Source organism: Clostridium sp. YIM B02555, from assembly GCF_022320955.1.
Classification (GTDB): Bacteria; Bacillota; Clostridia; order Clostridiales; family Clostridiaceae; genus Clostridium; species Clostridium saccharoperbutylacetonicum.
Genome location: NZ_JAKJJY010000045.1, coordinates 1 through 14,477, shown reverse-complemented (window position 1 = coordinate 14,477; position 14,477 = coordinate 1). Strand labels below are relative to the sequence as shown.

13 protein-coding genes are annotated in these 14,477 nt (G+C 28.5%); all 13 read right to left on the bottom strand.

Annotated features, from left to right (window positions below):
* Positions 1–117: 117 nt before the first annotated feature.
* The gene (locus L3B98_RS28520; protein WP_238919178.1) at positions 118–297 is read right to left on the bottom strand and encodes a hypothetical protein; all 180 of its coding nucleotides are present in this window, start codon (positions 295–297) and stop codon (positions 118–120) included.
* Positions 298–363: 66 nt separating this feature from the next.
* Positions 364–2,736: a HAMP domain-containing sensor histidine kinase gene (locus tag L3B98_RS28515; protein WP_238919177.1), complete on the bottom strand. Its 2,373-nt coding sequence runs from the start codon at positions 2,734–2,736 to the stop codon at positions 364–366.
* Complete coding sequence (locus tag L3B98_RS28510) at positions 2,711–3,415, bottom strand: response regulator transcription factor (RefSeq protein ID WP_238919176.1); 705 nt, start codon at positions 3,413–3,415, stop codon at positions 2,711–2,713. Before L3B98_RS28510 ends, L3B98_RS28515 begins: the two co-directional genes overlap by 26 nt.
* A gap of 283 nt (positions 3,416–3,698) precedes the next feature.
* Positions 3,699–4,961, bottom strand: a complete 1,263-nt coding sequence (locus tag L3B98_RS28505) for an HD domain-containing phosphohydrolase (RefSeq protein WP_238919175.1) — start codon at positions 4,959–4,961, stop codon at positions 3,699–3,701.
* Positions 4,962–5,037: 76 nt separating this feature from the next.
* Positions 5,038–5,646 carry a YdcF family protein gene (locus L3B98_RS28500; protein WP_238919174.1) on the bottom strand — a complete coding sequence of 203 codons (609 nt, stop codon included), beginning with the start codon at positions 5,644–5,646 and terminating at the stop codon, positions 5,038–5,040.
* Between the two features lie 25 nt (positions 5,647–5,671).
* On the bottom strand, positions 5,672–6,472 hold the full coding sequence (gene hisJ, locus L3B98_RS28495; protein WP_238919173.1) for a histidinol-phosphatase HisJ: 801 nt from the start codon (positions 6,470–6,472) through the stop codon (positions 5,672–5,674).
* 152 nt (positions 6,473–6,624) lie between these two features.
* Positions 6,625–7,005, bottom strand: coding sequence for a VOC family protein (locus L3B98_RS28490; protein ID WP_077363569.1), 381 nt, complete (start codon positions 7,003–7,005; stop codon positions 6,625–6,627).
* Positions 7,002–7,793 (bottom strand): HD domain-containing protein, encoded by a 792-nt coding sequence (locus tag L3B98_RS28485; protein WP_238919172.1) that lies wholly within the window; start codon positions 7,791–7,793, stop codon positions 7,002–7,004. The genes L3B98_RS28490 and L3B98_RS28485 overlap by 4 nt, the downstream gene beginning before the upstream one ends.
* A gap of 342 nt (positions 7,794–8,135) precedes the next feature.
* Positions 8,136–8,345: an alpha/beta-type small acid-soluble spore protein gene (locus tag L3B98_RS28480; protein ID WP_015393262.1), complete on the bottom strand. Its 210-nt coding sequence runs from the start codon at positions 8,343–8,345 to the stop codon at positions 8,136–8,138.
* Between the two features lie 130 nt (positions 8,346–8,475).
* Positions 8,476–9,834 (bottom strand): FAD-dependent oxidoreductase, encoded by a 1,359-nt coding sequence (locus tag L3B98_RS28475; protein WP_238919171.1) that lies wholly within the window; start codon positions 9,832–9,834, stop codon positions 8,476–8,478.
* A 324-nt stretch (positions 9,835–10,158) separates the two neighbouring features.
* The gene (locus tag L3B98_RS28470; protein ID WP_238919179.1) at positions 10,159–10,500 is read right to left on the bottom strand and encodes a hydrogenase maturation nickel metallochaperone HypA; all 342 of its coding nucleotides are present in this window, start codon (positions 10,498–10,500) and stop codon (positions 10,159–10,161) included.
* 338 nt (positions 10,501–10,838) lie between these two features.
* Positions 10,839–13,532 (bottom strand): FAD-dependent oxidoreductase, encoded by a 2,694-nt coding sequence (locus L3B98_RS28465; protein ID WP_238919170.1) that lies wholly within the window; start codon positions 13,530–13,532, stop codon positions 10,839–10,841.
* A gap of 157 nt (positions 13,533–13,689) precedes the next feature.
* Entirely contained in the window at positions 13,690–14,364 is a 675-nt protein-coding gene (hypB, locus tag L3B98_RS28460) for a hydrogenase nickel incorporation protein HypB (RefSeq protein WP_238919169.1), read from the bottom strand.
* Between the last annotated feature and the right edge of the window lie 113 nt (positions 14,365–14,477).

Genomic DNA, 14,477 nt, shown 5'->3' with positions numbered 1-14,477 from the left:
GAAATGACGACAAGCCCACATTTAGAACCTTCCAGCGAAAATTTCACTAGTCCTGCGGAAGATAAATGTATCAGATTTCGGTAATTGTTGCATAAATCTAATTCTTACGTTGTGTATCTATTTTTCTTCTAAAAGTTTCTTTAACTTATTTTGAACTAACCATAATTTCTTTTGCTTTCGATTAAAGGCAACCATTCTATTTTTATTATTTTTATTTTCATCTATTAATTTTATATATTCTGCATCAGCAATTCTTAAGGCATCTTCTATTACTAAAAGTTCCTCCTTAGTAAACATAGTATCTCTCCCATCAATTTAAAATCACACACTACATTATAACATAAGTAATTGTGAATTAAATAATTATTTAGTTAGTTTAAATATAATGATAGCTTTAAATAAATCACCATCAACTTCTATATTAAAATTCCCTCTCTGAGCCTCCACAAAGCTTTTTACAATTGCTAGCCCAAGACCTGAGCCCTCAGTGTTTCTTGATTTATCTCCTCTTTGAAATCTTTCTACAATATCAAAGGAATTGAATGAAATTTCTTCGGCTGACATATTTTTAATAGTAATTTCAATAGTATTCTCAAGTTCATTTATATCTACATAAACTCTTGAATTTTTCATCGCATATTTAACTACATTATTTAATAAGTTTTCAAAGATTCTAAAAGTTTTTTGACTATCTAACTCTAAAATTATTTTATTGGATGAAAAATTATTTTTGATTTTTAAACCAGAATTATTTATTTTATCTTCTAATTCAATTTGTGTTTGCTTCATCAACTCAACTATATCAACTTTAACTAAATTTAATGTAATATTACCGCTTGTAGCTTTACTTACTTCAAATAAGTCTTCAATTAAAAATTTTAACCTTTGAGATTTCCTATCTAGTGTATCAATGTATGATTTTCTTTCATCTTCAGTAATACCTTCATTTTTTAATAAATCCACATACGTAATTATTGAAGTTAATGGAGTTTTTAGATCATGAGAAACATTTGATATTAAATCTGTTTTCATCTTTTGGCTCTTAACTTCCTCATCAACGGCATTTTTAAATCCAACTTGTATCTTTTGAAGTTTTTCTTTAAATGGATTGAAAATTCCTGCATCCTCTTCAATTTTTATATCTAATTTACCATCTGCAATTCTATTTGTAGCATCTAAAAGCATGATAAATTTGTTGCGTAATTTGGTGAAATATTTTTCGATAAAAATGAATAACACTATATTATAGAATATTAATATTAAAAAGGCCCATAGTATTAACCCTTCTCCATTATTTACAAAAATAATACATCCAGCAAAGAATATTATTATAATAAATAAGTCAAATATAAAGTTAATTCCAAGCAATTTTACAGTTACCTTACTAGATTTTTCACGTATATTAATATTAAAAATAGTTGTATATATTCTTTTTATTAGACTTTGAATTTTTTTATTTAGATATCTGTAGCAACTATTAATTATTTCTATAGCTTTATTAGATTTCTCTTTGATATCTACATTTTCAAAAATATTATCTACATTTTTATATGTCTTCTTAATACTTCTTTTTGCATTCATTATAATTAGACTAATTAAGGTTTTTTCTTTAAAATATTTCATTAAGCCTATGCTAAAGATTTTTTTTAATGTAAATATAACTACTAATATTAATGTAGTGAATATTGACCAATAAATTATATTTGATAAATACACTATAATATTACCTGAATTCGGATCTATTCCAATTTGTTTTAATCCTTTAGTTACAAAATCACCGTTTAAAGTGTAGAGAACTATTGCACCAGAGCCTATGCACATTATAACGAGCAAACTTCCGATTAATGACATTAAAATTTCAAATGGAAGTTTGAAAAATTGTTTGCAGATTATGATTTCTCTTTCTACATTAAGTGGAATGCATAAACTAAGAAGTACAATTATCCCAGCAAGTATAGATACATATATTATTGTTATATTAAAATAAGCATCAGCTTGCCCCTGCGCTATAAGTGCAGAAGAATTATCATTATATTTTAAATTCTTACTTATACCATATATAAAAGTCATATTTTTGATTGGTTTATCTATATTATAATTACCTGTGTAAAATAAGTAATTTAATTTAAATTGATTATTTAATGCATTTCTGAAGTCGTGTTCATTTACGCCATATATCCTATTAATAACATTATTACCGTTTTCATCAAAGCTCATGCTAACATAAAAAAAATAATTATTATCGATGTCATTTGAATTTAATAATGTATTCGAAGTATTATCAGTATTAGTTTTAATAATATTATTACTCTTGTCTAGCACAACATAATCAACATTCCGATATTCATTATTTAAATACGATGACCAACTATCTAAATGATCATTTAAACTTTTTTTCAACACTTCATATTCATTACTATCTTTTGCTTTTAATTCTGATTTTATATAAATATCGTTAACATCGATAGTTTTATTTTGCTGAGTTTCTAATGCATCCTTATAAAGCACATAAATACTTTTTGAAAAATCTTCAATAATAAAATCATAATTATAAAAAGAAAGAGAATTTGCTTTTCCCGCATTTTCAATTTTAGGATAAATTCCAACCATTAAAGTTCCAATTGTAAAAAATAAGATTATTGCAATGAGATTTATAATAAATATTTTTCTAGTATTCTTTGAATCTATTTTTATTTTTATTGCTTCATTATTACTGTCGTTCAATTTTGTATCCAACTCCCCATACCACCTTCAAATATTTTGGATTTTTTCTGTCAATTTCAATTTTTTCTCTTATATTTCTAACATGTACCATTACAGTATCCGTATTTATAGCATGTTCTTTCCAAACTAATTCATAAATTTCTTCTGCTGAAAATACTCTTCCTGGATTTTTCATAAGAAGTTTTAAAATTTTAAATTCTATTGGTGTAACTTTAATATCTTCTCCATCTAAAAGCACTTCTTTAGTATCTAGATTTAATTCTAGGCCCCCAATAACGTAACTATTTGAGTTTTCTTCTAAATTATTTACAACATTTAAATATTTTGAATATCTTCTTAATTGTGAATTTACTCTTGCCAGAAGCTCCATGGGATTAAAGGGTTTTGTAACATAATCGTCTGCACCTATATTAAGACCCATGATCTTGTCCATTTCTTCAGATTTTGCAGTAAGCATTATAACAGGGAACTCGTAATTTTCACGAAGTTTCATAACCATTGTAGTTCCATCCATTTTAGGCATCATTATGTCAACAACGGCTAAATGAATTGCTTCATTTTCAATGATTTCAAGGCCTTCAAGTCCATTGCTTGCTTTAAAAACATTGTAACCCTGATTTTTTAAGTATATTTCAATACCATCGCATATTTCTTTTTCATCTTCAACAATTAAGATATTATATAAATTCATTATTTAATTACATCCTTACATTTTTATTTCGCAGTGCCATATATAAGCTACAACTATACTATTATATAACAACATTGGATATATTATCTAGATAATTTCTATGAAACATATGCTTTAATAATAATATACAACATGAATCTAAAGAGAATTATTATAAAAAATGAAAGAATTTCTAAAGATTTAAAAAATACAATTAATAAAGAAAATATTTATTTAAATAGAAAAAAATTATTAAAAAAAGGTTAATTTGAAATAAAATTGTATTTCAAATTAACCTTTTTAATTATTTATATGTAAATTGCTTTAATAAAATCTTGAACTCAGTATTTAGATTTGAATAGATATCCATTAAATTGCTTGATTGTTTTTGTGCTTCTTCAATAATGAAGTCATAATTTTCTGCAAATAAATTTACTATAGTCGAATCTATTTTTTTAAACGCAGCCATATCTGTTAATATTTTAATTATCTTATCCTTACTAAAGGATTCCTTGTAGCTCCGAACTCCAATTAATGCACTAACAATATCTCCTACTGCTACAATTCGCATTTCAGTAGTAATTTGGTTTTCTTTTAAACCAAAAGGATATCCTGCTCCATCTAATTTTTCATGATGCAATGTACCAATATCTCTAATATCATCTATATTTAAGTCACTTAAAATATCGTAGCCTATCAAGGCATGACTTTTCATAATTTCAAATTCCTCATCTGTAAGCTTTCCTGGCTTTTCTAAGATTTCAACAGGAATGCCTATTTTACCTATATCATGAAGAGTTGATGCCATTTTTATTTTTGATAAAGTTTTCTTGTTTAGTCCATATAATTTTCCAATTTGATAGCTTATAGCCTCAACTATTATAGTGTGTTTAACTGTAGCTTCACTTCTAAAGTCTATAGAATATGCAAGCATTTGACTATATGCTAATACTTCTTCTCTTGTTAAAATCTTTTTATCGAAAAACTCATATAATTCTTTTAGGTATGATCCATCAAATAATTTACTTAGAAAATTAAATTTACTATCTGCAGTTAAAAATAAATCTATATGCTCAGCTAAAAATACATCTTTAATTTTAAGTATAGTTTCTTTAATGTTTGTATTTTCATTTACATACATTCTATCCACATAATCTGCAAAATTTAATAATAATCCTTCTTTAGATATTACATCTATTTGATTCTCCTGATAATAAATATGTGTAAAATGGTGAGTTAATACAACTTTATATAAATCTGAAAGTGGAGAAAAATACTTTATAAATAACGAGCCATAAATAGCATGTTCGTACACAGAGGCTGACTCATCAACTTCCGAAACTTTGTCCATTTCTGCAACCTTATAAGCTCCTATATCATGAAAGATTGAAATTGCACAAAGATTAATTATTTCTTCTTCACTATAGCTTCCTTCTGCCTTTAGTAAATTAAGCATTAAATATGCAACTTTTTCTCCATGATTTAAAAGTCCTCTTTCTACTGAATTTATTGCTCTATGTATAATTTTTATCATTTGACTTAAAGTGACTTCTGAATTTTCTATCATTAAATATCAACCTCCATAACGGCAAGTAATACTATTAGCCTTTTTATATTTTGATAATCTTAATATAAGCAAGTCCTTAATTAAACCAAGAAGGAATTGCTTTTTTAAACTGACCACCACACCGTGATAATTCCCCCATAACTTTATCAATACCATTTTCAGTTTTGAACCAGTTATCTTTAGTTACATTTTCTACATCTACTGGAGATATTAAAAATTCTGTAGATGGATATGCCCAGCTGTAGAACATTAAACATCGTTTTGCATGAAAGGATTTACAACAAATAATTGCTTTCTTTATTTTCAAATTGTATTTGTCTGTTACTTCACGGGATTTGAATGCATTTTCTTTTGTCCAAGTAGCATTATCTTCTTTTAATATTGCATCTTCAGTTACTTTATATGATAATAATACATCTTTCATAAAAGCCCATTCAGTATAATATGGTCCAGTATATTCATTTGCCTTAGTCATTGCCCCTGGAAAATAGCCTTTACTCATACTATATTTACCTGATGGTAAAATAAAAGGAGCATAATTAGCCAGATATAGCTTGGCTGCATTTTCTGCAGGTTCAGGCCAAGAACCACCTGGAATGAAAATAATATCAGCTTTTTCTAATTTATCCTCAATAAAAATAAAAGATGTTATATCTTTTATTAATTCCCCGCCAACAACTGTCATTATTTATACCTCACTAAAATAATGTTTATTCCTTATCAAAATCTCTTCCAACATCTTTAGCTGTATGAGAATCAGAACCGTAAACTTTTTTTATAGCATATTTATTTACTAATTCTTTAAAAGCATCAGCTACATAAATTTCACCACAATAAGGTTTTCTAAGACCTGCTGTATTTACATCTACTTCATAATTACGTCTTTTTAGTTCCTTTACTATTTTTTCTAAAAGCTCATAATTCTTATATTCTAATGGGTATAATTTATTAAAAATTCTAATTAAATTAGGATGTCCTATTCGTTTAGGTTTATAAGGCCCAAGATCTGATTGTATTGCTATAAGAAGTGTTTCATAATATTTATCATATACTTTTTCTACACTTCCTAATAAATTTAAGGCTTGTTCAAATCCATCCCTACCATCAATAGCTACATACTGATCCTCGATTTTAAGAAAATGCACGGATAGTAATCCGTCTTCTAATTTTGGACCATATAAATTAAGAACTTTTTTGGTTTCTTCTTCATAGCCTTCAACAAAATCAACCTCTAAGCCTATATTTATTTTAATTCTATCTGCATATTTTAATTTGATTTTTTCAACCTCTTCAAAATATTTATTAATTGCTTCAAAATCTGGAGCACATTCATCTTGAAAAGCTTTATCATCAATAAAATAACATGGAAAAGGCATGTGTTCCGTAAATGTAATTTCTTCTAAGTCCTCAATTAGTGCTTTTTCTACGTACATATCAAAACTGTCTTGAGTTCCATGAGGACAATACGGTGAATGAATATGTCCATCTCTTACTATTTTTTTATTTTCCATAATTACTTTTAAAGAAAGATCCATTAATGCATATTTCTTTAAAATTTCACATCCTCTCTATGGTAAATTAATATAAGCCAATATTTGAACTTTGCCATTATGAAGTGACTAAATATAGCCACTCCATACCAAATAAATTAAAATAAATAGAACTATTTATCCTCTCTAAGCAAATAATCATTATTATCACAATCTTTAAAAGAGAACATTTTACCATAAGGCATTGTCATCATTTCACCGACAGTTACTGAGTTGTTTTTCATTTCTGCATATGCTTCTTCTATATTAGTTGTACTTAAAATAATAGATGGATGTTCAACATTAACTTTTGGATTTTGAGTTTTCATCATGTTTTTATCATACAATACAAAGGTAGTTTGTGAGGTTTCATTTGGAGCCACTTCGATCCATTTCATATTTGGCCCCATTTGTTGTTCAAATTTTACAATGAACTTTAATTTATTGACCCAAAAATTCTTAGCTTGCTCTTGATCTTGTACATAAATTGTGATTTTGCTAATGTTATTAATCATATTTTTTCCTCCTTAAGAAAACCTTCTATATATTTTTCTAAATATTTTGAAATTTCATCGATCTCATCATTTTTAGGTAAGCAATCAGTAAGTATTTTTAATATATTCTTTTCTTTAATGTAGTTAACTGAGAAAGCATAATTCAAATCTGTTATCCAATTTAATTCGTATAATTTTCTATCATTATAATTCTTTAAAGAATTGTTATTGATTTTTTTATTTGTAAGTATAGCTTGAAGTAACTCTTTATTATAGCCTGGCGTAAAAGGCAAATTATCTAAAGCTGGATTTGGATTATTTCTTCTTTCTTCTTCATATTCAGTAATAATCCTAAAAATATCAAGCTTATCTGCATCTCTAATTAATTTACAAAACAAGGCTTCATCAACATTTAAATCTTTTGGTAGATCTTTTTCGTTATGTAGATTTATTGCTTTAATAATTAATTTTTGTCGGTCTTTATCTAAATACTTTAGAACATCATATTCCACTAGTATTTTTACACCAAGTGCTGCATGATTTACTGAAATATAATCTCTAAATGTCTTATAAGTTCTGAATTGTTCAAATCTTCCTATATCATGAAATAAGCCTATGATTTCTGCAGTATTAATTTCTTCTCCTGTTAAATTGAGAGATTTAGCAATACTTACTGCATGGTTAGCAACATTTAAAGTATGTTTTTCCTTTAATTCTATATTTTGATTTATCACTGGGTCATCTCCATAAAATTTTTTTATGTAAGAATTGAACCAATTATAATATTTTTTAAGTGAATCTTTTTCCATCTTTATCTCCTTATATGATGAGAATTATATATTCCAATTATCAATATTCAATTAATGGCGGAATCCATTCTGGATTTCTTGAATTGTGATGTACAATCTTGATTAGAACTTATATATATTATTTCTATAACTAAAAGTATTCCAGAATTATTCTGTATCATTTATATTTTAGCATTATAACCAATTCAAATATAGCCTTTTTTAATTATTACTTGATTTATACATAATAAAAGCCAGTAGAGCAAGTATTTTAAAATACAAATGTTCTACTAGCCTTCATTAACCGTAAGGAAGGAGTCTACGGTTCCTCGGAGAATGGATTTACTACATGCTTAGCTTAAATTACTTTAAGCCTTGTTCGTAGCTTTCGATCATGTGTTTTACCATGTAACCGCCAACGCTACCATTTTGTCTTGAAGAAAGGTTACCTTTATCTTGATTTTCATAGTCACTTAAACCAACTTCTGAAGCAACCTCAGTTTTTAATCTGCTTAATCCCTGCTTTGCTTCTGGTACTAATGTTCTGTTTCTTCCACTATTGTTTGAAGACATAATAATTACCTCCCTTTAATAATATAAATTTTGCTTGGCAGTATTATATTAACCACTAAAGAGAATATTAATCTAATAAATTATTAGTAAAAATAGTAAGCATGCCTTCTATTAAAAAATTATGCCAAGTTTACAATATAGTTTTAATACCTTGAGGAAAGTTAAAGACATTTGATGGATCATACTTTATTTTTATTTTTCTCAGTTCTTTATAATTCTCACCATAATATTCTTCTTCATAATTTTCAAGTTCGCCACATGGAAAATTAATATAGGCTCCAGTAGTAATAGATTTAATAAAAGAAATATTATTTTTAACAAAATCTATATTAGTTTTAGCATGTACATCATCTTCCCAAACTGATTGGAAACCCATTATAAATTTTGCATCTCTATAAAAGAAAGCTGTATCCTCTTTATCTTTGTCCATGACTGCTCCGCCTAATCCATAAAGTGAAACAGCTGTGTAAATTGATCCTTCAGCTCTTTCATTTACAAGTTTTATGATTTTCTTTACCATACTAGAATCGTAATTATTAAATACAAATCTACCTGAGGATTTATATTTTTCATATGGTGGATGGCTATCTTGAATTATCCTATTAACTTCTAAAATAGAAGTACATTTTAGATCAAATACTCTATAAGGTAATACACTTTTAAATTTTGAAAGAATGCTAGAAGCTTCATTTTTACTGCCGTAGAATACCCCTGTTATATGAACGCCTTTTCCGTTTATTTTCGAATTATATATTGCCATTTTCAAGTTCATTCGTCTATCCAAATCTTTAAAAAGTTCTATCCATAAATCAAATATTGATTTTATTTGATCCAAGTTAATATTTGCATAATCTATATCAATTAATGTTGCTATATTTTGCTTTGCTGGCAATTTAAAAGTCATACTAGTAACAACACCAAAATTTCCACCACCAGAGCCTCTGCAAGCCCAAAATAAATCTTCATTTATATTTTCTGAGGCAATTATCAATTCTCCTTTGTAATCTATAAGCTCAATTTGAAGTAAACTATCTGCTGATAAACCAAGCATTCTGCAGGAATATCCCCATCCTCCGCCTAAGACTAAGCCTGTAACGCCGACAGTCGGACAGCCTCCTCCAGGAAAAGGATAGTTAGCTTTCCCAAGTGCCTCGTATATTTCTCGGTTACTAACCCCACCTTGTATTTTAACTAAGCTTGCTTTTTCATCTATTTCAATATTATTCATTTTGTTTACATCAATCACTACGACATCATCCCCAGTAGAATATCCTTCATAATGATGTCTTCCTGAACGTATTCTGATTTCTAAAGAATTCTTTTTAGCCCAAGCTATTGCATTACTTATATCTGCATTATTACTGCAATTAATAATTACCTTTGGATATTTTTTAATTGCTCTATTCCAGCACGCTCTTTCCTCTTCATAATTAAAACTTTCTCTAGTTATTATTTCTCCAGTTAATTCCGTGTAATCTAAATTTATCATGTATATCACCTAATTCTAATAATTTTATTGCATATTTAGTAATTATTATTCTTAATATATATAAATTCTAATTAAGATTTTTCATCTCAATTCAAGAAATACTGAAAAGTTTCAGTAATTAATTTATTATTAAAAATAAATAATTAATTATAGTCATCATCTTTTGTAAATAAAAGTTATCTTTAATATTAACTATGCAATAATAATAATTATTATTTTAACATTAAAAATTAAAATAATATAGTTAATTTTTAATTAACTTATAAAATTATAAAAGGTCATTCCTTTGTAAAAAACCAAAAGAATGACCTAATAATCTGTAAATTAACAAGCAACAATTTCCTTAATTATAAACTCTCTACCACCCAATATTTCTAATTCTTTGCTTCCACAATAAGGGCAACACCAATTGCTTTTAATTAAATTATATACTTTATTACAACTTGTACAAATACCATTTGCTGGCATAATTTCAATTTCTAATTTTGTATCTTGCAATAATGTACCATCTACGGCTGCAGGATAACATGCTTCAATATATCTAGGAATCATGGATGAAAGCTCACCTATTTGAAGAACTACTGCATCTATTTTTGTAATTTCATTTGCTTTAGCAAAATTTTCAACATTTTTTACGACTTCTATAACAACTCCAAGCTCATGCAAATCAATCACCACCTTTTTAATAATCAAACTTATAAATGTAATATATATGTACTATTGAGAAATTATAATCGTAACACTACACTAGAAATTAGATACATATTTGTGCAAGCGGCATATGAAATTAAGCGGTGATGGTTATTAGTGGAAGGTTGTTCCATTTTCTGCTTGTCATAAATTTACTTTAGGAACATGCAGAAATGGGTGCATCCTTCCACTTAGAACCCATCCAGCGAAAATTTCATTAGTCCGCTGTAATAAATATGTGTTTAATTTCGGTAAGTTCCGCATATGTCTAATTCTTGCTTTAGATATTTATAAAATGTATGAATTGTATTTATTCATTTTTTTCCAGAAATAATTGATTCAAGGAATCTTACAGGTTTTTTAACTGCTATTCTAACCTTACGTTTTAAAGCATGTTTTATTATTTCAGGTTTTAGTTCTCGAAGTTCTACTCCAGTGCCATCATATCTTCTCACTAATTTGATAGCATCATATTTACATTTTGTAGTACAAACACCGCATCCAACACAAAGATATTGGTCAACTACTGTAGCACCGCATCCAAGGCAACGTTCCGTTTCTTTCTTAATTTGTTCTTCTGAAAAAGTACCACGGATATCTTTAAAAGTATTTTCAGCTTTATTTGCATCTATATGTGTTGCTTTTTGCCTTGGAAGATAATCATAACCTTCAAGTTCAAGATTTTCTTTATTAAATGAACGATATTCCCTTTTAATTCGGCCAATAGTTAGACTTTGGCCTGGATGAACAAATCGATGTATTGAAATTGCAGCTTCTTTACCTAATGCGATGGCATCAATAGCAAACTTAGGACCAGTTAGTGAATCTCCTCCTGCAAAAACATCAAGTTCATCTGTTTGTAAAGTAATAGAATCAGCTTTTATTGTTTTATTTGGATTTAATTGAATTTTGGTATCTTCAATTAAGTTACCCCAATCAATTCCTTGACCTGCAGAAATCAAAACATTATTTCCTTTAACAACTATAGTTTCATTTTCATCAAATTTAGGATTGAATCTTTTATTCTCATCAAATACATAAATACATTTTTGAAACTCAACTCCAACCACATGACCATTTTCTACTATTATTTTCTTTGGACCCCACGAGTTATTTATATTGATGTCTTCAGCTAATGCTTCTTCTATTTCTTCATCAAGTGCAGGCATTTCAGCTCTGTTTTCTAAACAATACATATTAACTTTGGAAGCACCTATACGTGCAGCAGTTCTAGCAACATCAATGGCAACATTTCCTCCACCAATTACGATGGTTTCTCCATTTAATCTTAATGGTTCACCAAGATTTACTTTTCGTAAAAAGTCTACACCCGATATAACTTCTTCTGCATCTTCTCCATCGATTCCAAGCTTTCTTCCAGCTTGAGCACCTATTGCAAAATAAAATGCTTCATAGCCTTGAGCCCTTAACTCATCAATTGTTACATTTTTACCTACTTCTATTCCAGTCTTAAACTCAACATTTAATTCTTTTAAAATATCTATTTCAGCATTAACTACATCTTTTTCAAGCCTAAAGGATGGAATTCCAAGAGTAAGCATTCCTCCAAGTACTTTTTCTTTTTCAAATACTGTTACTTTATAGCCATCAATTACTAAGTAGAAAGCACAAGAAAGTCCAGATGGGCCAGCACCTATAATAGCTATTTTGTTTCCATATTCATGTTTAACTTTAGGTATATATCTGTTTTCCTTACTTAAATCCTGTTCTGCAATAAATTTTTTTATATCATCTATAGCAATTGGATCATCTACATCTCCTCTTGTACATGCCGATTCACATTTTCTAGGACATATACGACCACATACTGCTGGAAATGGATTTTCATGTTTAATAAGTTCAAGAGCTTCAGTATATCTTCCTTGTGATGCTAATTTAATATAGCCTTGAATTCCAATATGGGCTGGACATTCAGCCTTACAAGGGCTTGTACCAGTATCGACTACAACTTGTCTATTGGTACGATAGTTTGCATTCCATTTCTCTGGGCCCCACTCAGTATCATATGGAAGCGCTCTCTTTTTTTCAGGAATTGGAGTTTTAGTACAAATTTTTTGACCTAATCTTAAAGCATTAACTTGGCAGTTTTCGACACACTCTCCACATGCAACACATTTATCTTTATCTACTACTGAAACATAGTTTGATCTCACCATGTCAGTATTAAAATACATTTCAGCAGTTCTTAAGGATAAACATGAGCAGCCGCAACAATTACAAATAGCATGAGTTTTCCCAGAACCATCAGTATTTGGTATTTGATGTACTAACCCATTCTCCTCTGCTCTTTTTATAATATCAAAAGCTTCCTCACGTGTAATTTCTCTTCCTCTACCAGTACGAATATAATACTCTGCTGCATGGCCCATTTGAATACACATATCTTCTTTTAAGTGACCACAGCCTTCGCCCATAACCTCTCTTGCTGTACGACATGCGCAATCAGCAACAGAAAAAATATCGTTTTCATTTAAATATTTAGAAACTTCTTCATAAGAAGCCTTTCTTGTTTCTCCTTCTATTGCTTGTTCAATTGGAATAACGCGCATTAAGCCTTTACCAACTGGGATATTACCCACTGTTTTTGGGCCTCTTACTCTCCCATATGCTTCAAAAGCCTCAGCAATTTGAGGATACTTTTTAACATTTTCTTTATGATTAACCATCATTTCCATAACCCCTGGAATCCAAGTATCTAGCCAATATTTGTCTACGCCTTCCTTTTTATTAACAAAACAAATACCGTCAACGGCTAATTGCCACAATATTTTAGAGGTTTCATCAACAGATTTATTACACAAGAGTGAAACTTCCTCAGCACTTTTAGGATTACGTAATTCTAGACAAAGTCCAACTTCTGCCATTTCATCAGTAACAACAGGTTCTAAAATCATATATTCAGGATCTTCTGCCTTTATTTCTGCCTTTGACCCACGCTTTGTCCTATTGATGTGATTAGCAAGATCTAATACCTTTTCTTTTACCATATATTTTCCCCCTATTAACCAATATATATATTTAAATTATCAATGCTCAATTATCAGTTAAAAGTAAAATCAATTAAGGATTTCTTGAATTGAAATGCACACTATTAATTAGAATTTATTTACTTAATAATTTAATTAATTATTTGATTTACCATAACTAGGCCTTTTCATTCCAATTATCAACTTCTTTTCTTAGCCAATTTGCCCATTGATCAATACCTTCTCCTGTTTTTGCACAAATCGGAATTACTTTTGCTTTAGGATTGATTTTTATAATTCTCTCTTTAACTACCTCTAAATCAAAATTAAAATAGTCTATTGTATCTATTTTATTAATAAGTACAATATCGACAATAGAGAACATTAGAGGATATTTTAGTGGTTTGTCATCCCCCTCTGGTACACTTAAAATCATTGCATTTCTTGATGCACCTGTATCAAATTCAGCAGGACAGACTAAATTCCCCACATTTTCTAAGATTGCTAAATCTATTTCTTCTGTTCCTAAGCCTAATAAACCTTGTTTAGTCATATCTGCATCTAGATGACACATACCACCTGTATGTAATTGTATTACCTTAGCACCTGTTGTAGAAATTGTATTAGCATCTACTTCTGAATCTATATCCGCCTCTAATACACCTATATTCATTTCACTTTTTAAGGCTTCAATTGTTTTTAAAAGAGTGGTCGTTTTTCCAGAACCAGGAGACGACATTAAGTTTAATAAAAATGTTTTTTCTTTTTTTAAATCCTCTCTAAGCAAGTTAGCTTGTCTATCATTGTCTTCAAAAACACTTTGCTTAATTTTAAGAACTTTATATTTATCCATAAATTTATACCCCCATTTACCTAATATCAAATTTTTATATTTATAGATATCCAAAGCAAGAATTAGACATATGCGGAACTTACCGAAATTAAACACATATTTATTACAGCGGA

What these genes read in the sequence shown, in the direction of transcription:
- hisJ (WP_238919173.1), bottom strand. Translation starts at nt 6,472, where the DNA reads ATGGAAAATAAAAAAATAGTAAGAGATGGACATATTCATTCACCGTAT.
- L3B98_RS28490 (WP_077363569.1), bottom strand. Translation starts at nt 7,005, where the DNA reads ATGATTAATAACATTAGCAAAATCACAATTTATGTACAAGATCAAGAG.
- L3B98_RS28465 (WP_238919170.1), bottom strand. Translation starts at nt 13,532, where the DNA reads ATGGTAAAAGAAAAGGTATTAGATCTTGCTAATCACATCAATAGGACA.
- L3B98_RS28485 (WP_238919172.1), bottom strand. Translation starts at nt 7,793, where the DNA reads ATGGAAAAAGATTCACTTAAAAAATATTATAATTGGTTCAATTCTTAC.
- L3B98_RS28520 (WP_238919178.1), bottom strand. Translation starts at nt 297, where the DNA reads ATGTTTACTAAGGAGGAACTTTTAGTAATAGAAGATGCCTTAAGAATT.
- L3B98_RS28505 (WP_238919175.1), bottom strand. Translation starts at nt 4,961, where the DNA reads ATGATAGAAAATTCAGAAGTCACTTTAAGTCAAATGATAAAAATTATA.
- L3B98_RS28475 (WP_238919171.1), bottom strand. Translation starts at nt 9,834, where the DNA reads ATGATAAATTTAGATTACACGGAATTAACTGGAGAAATAATAACTAGA.
- L3B98_RS28480 (WP_015393262.1), bottom strand. Translation starts at nt 8,345, where the DNA reads ATGTCTTCAAACAATAGTGGAAGAAACAGAACATTAGTACCAGAAGCA.
- hypB (WP_238919169.1), bottom strand. Translation starts at nt 14,364, where the DNA reads ATGGATAAATATAAAGTTCTTAAAATTAAGCAAAGTGTTTTTGAAGAC.
- L3B98_RS28500 (WP_238919174.1), bottom strand. Translation starts at nt 5,646, where the DNA reads ATGACAGTTGTTGGCGGGGAATTAATAAAAGATATAACATCTTTTATT.
- L3B98_RS28510 (WP_238919176.1), bottom strand. Translation starts at nt 3,415, where the DNA reads ATGAATTTATATAATATCTTAATTGTTGAAGATGAAAAAGAAATATGC.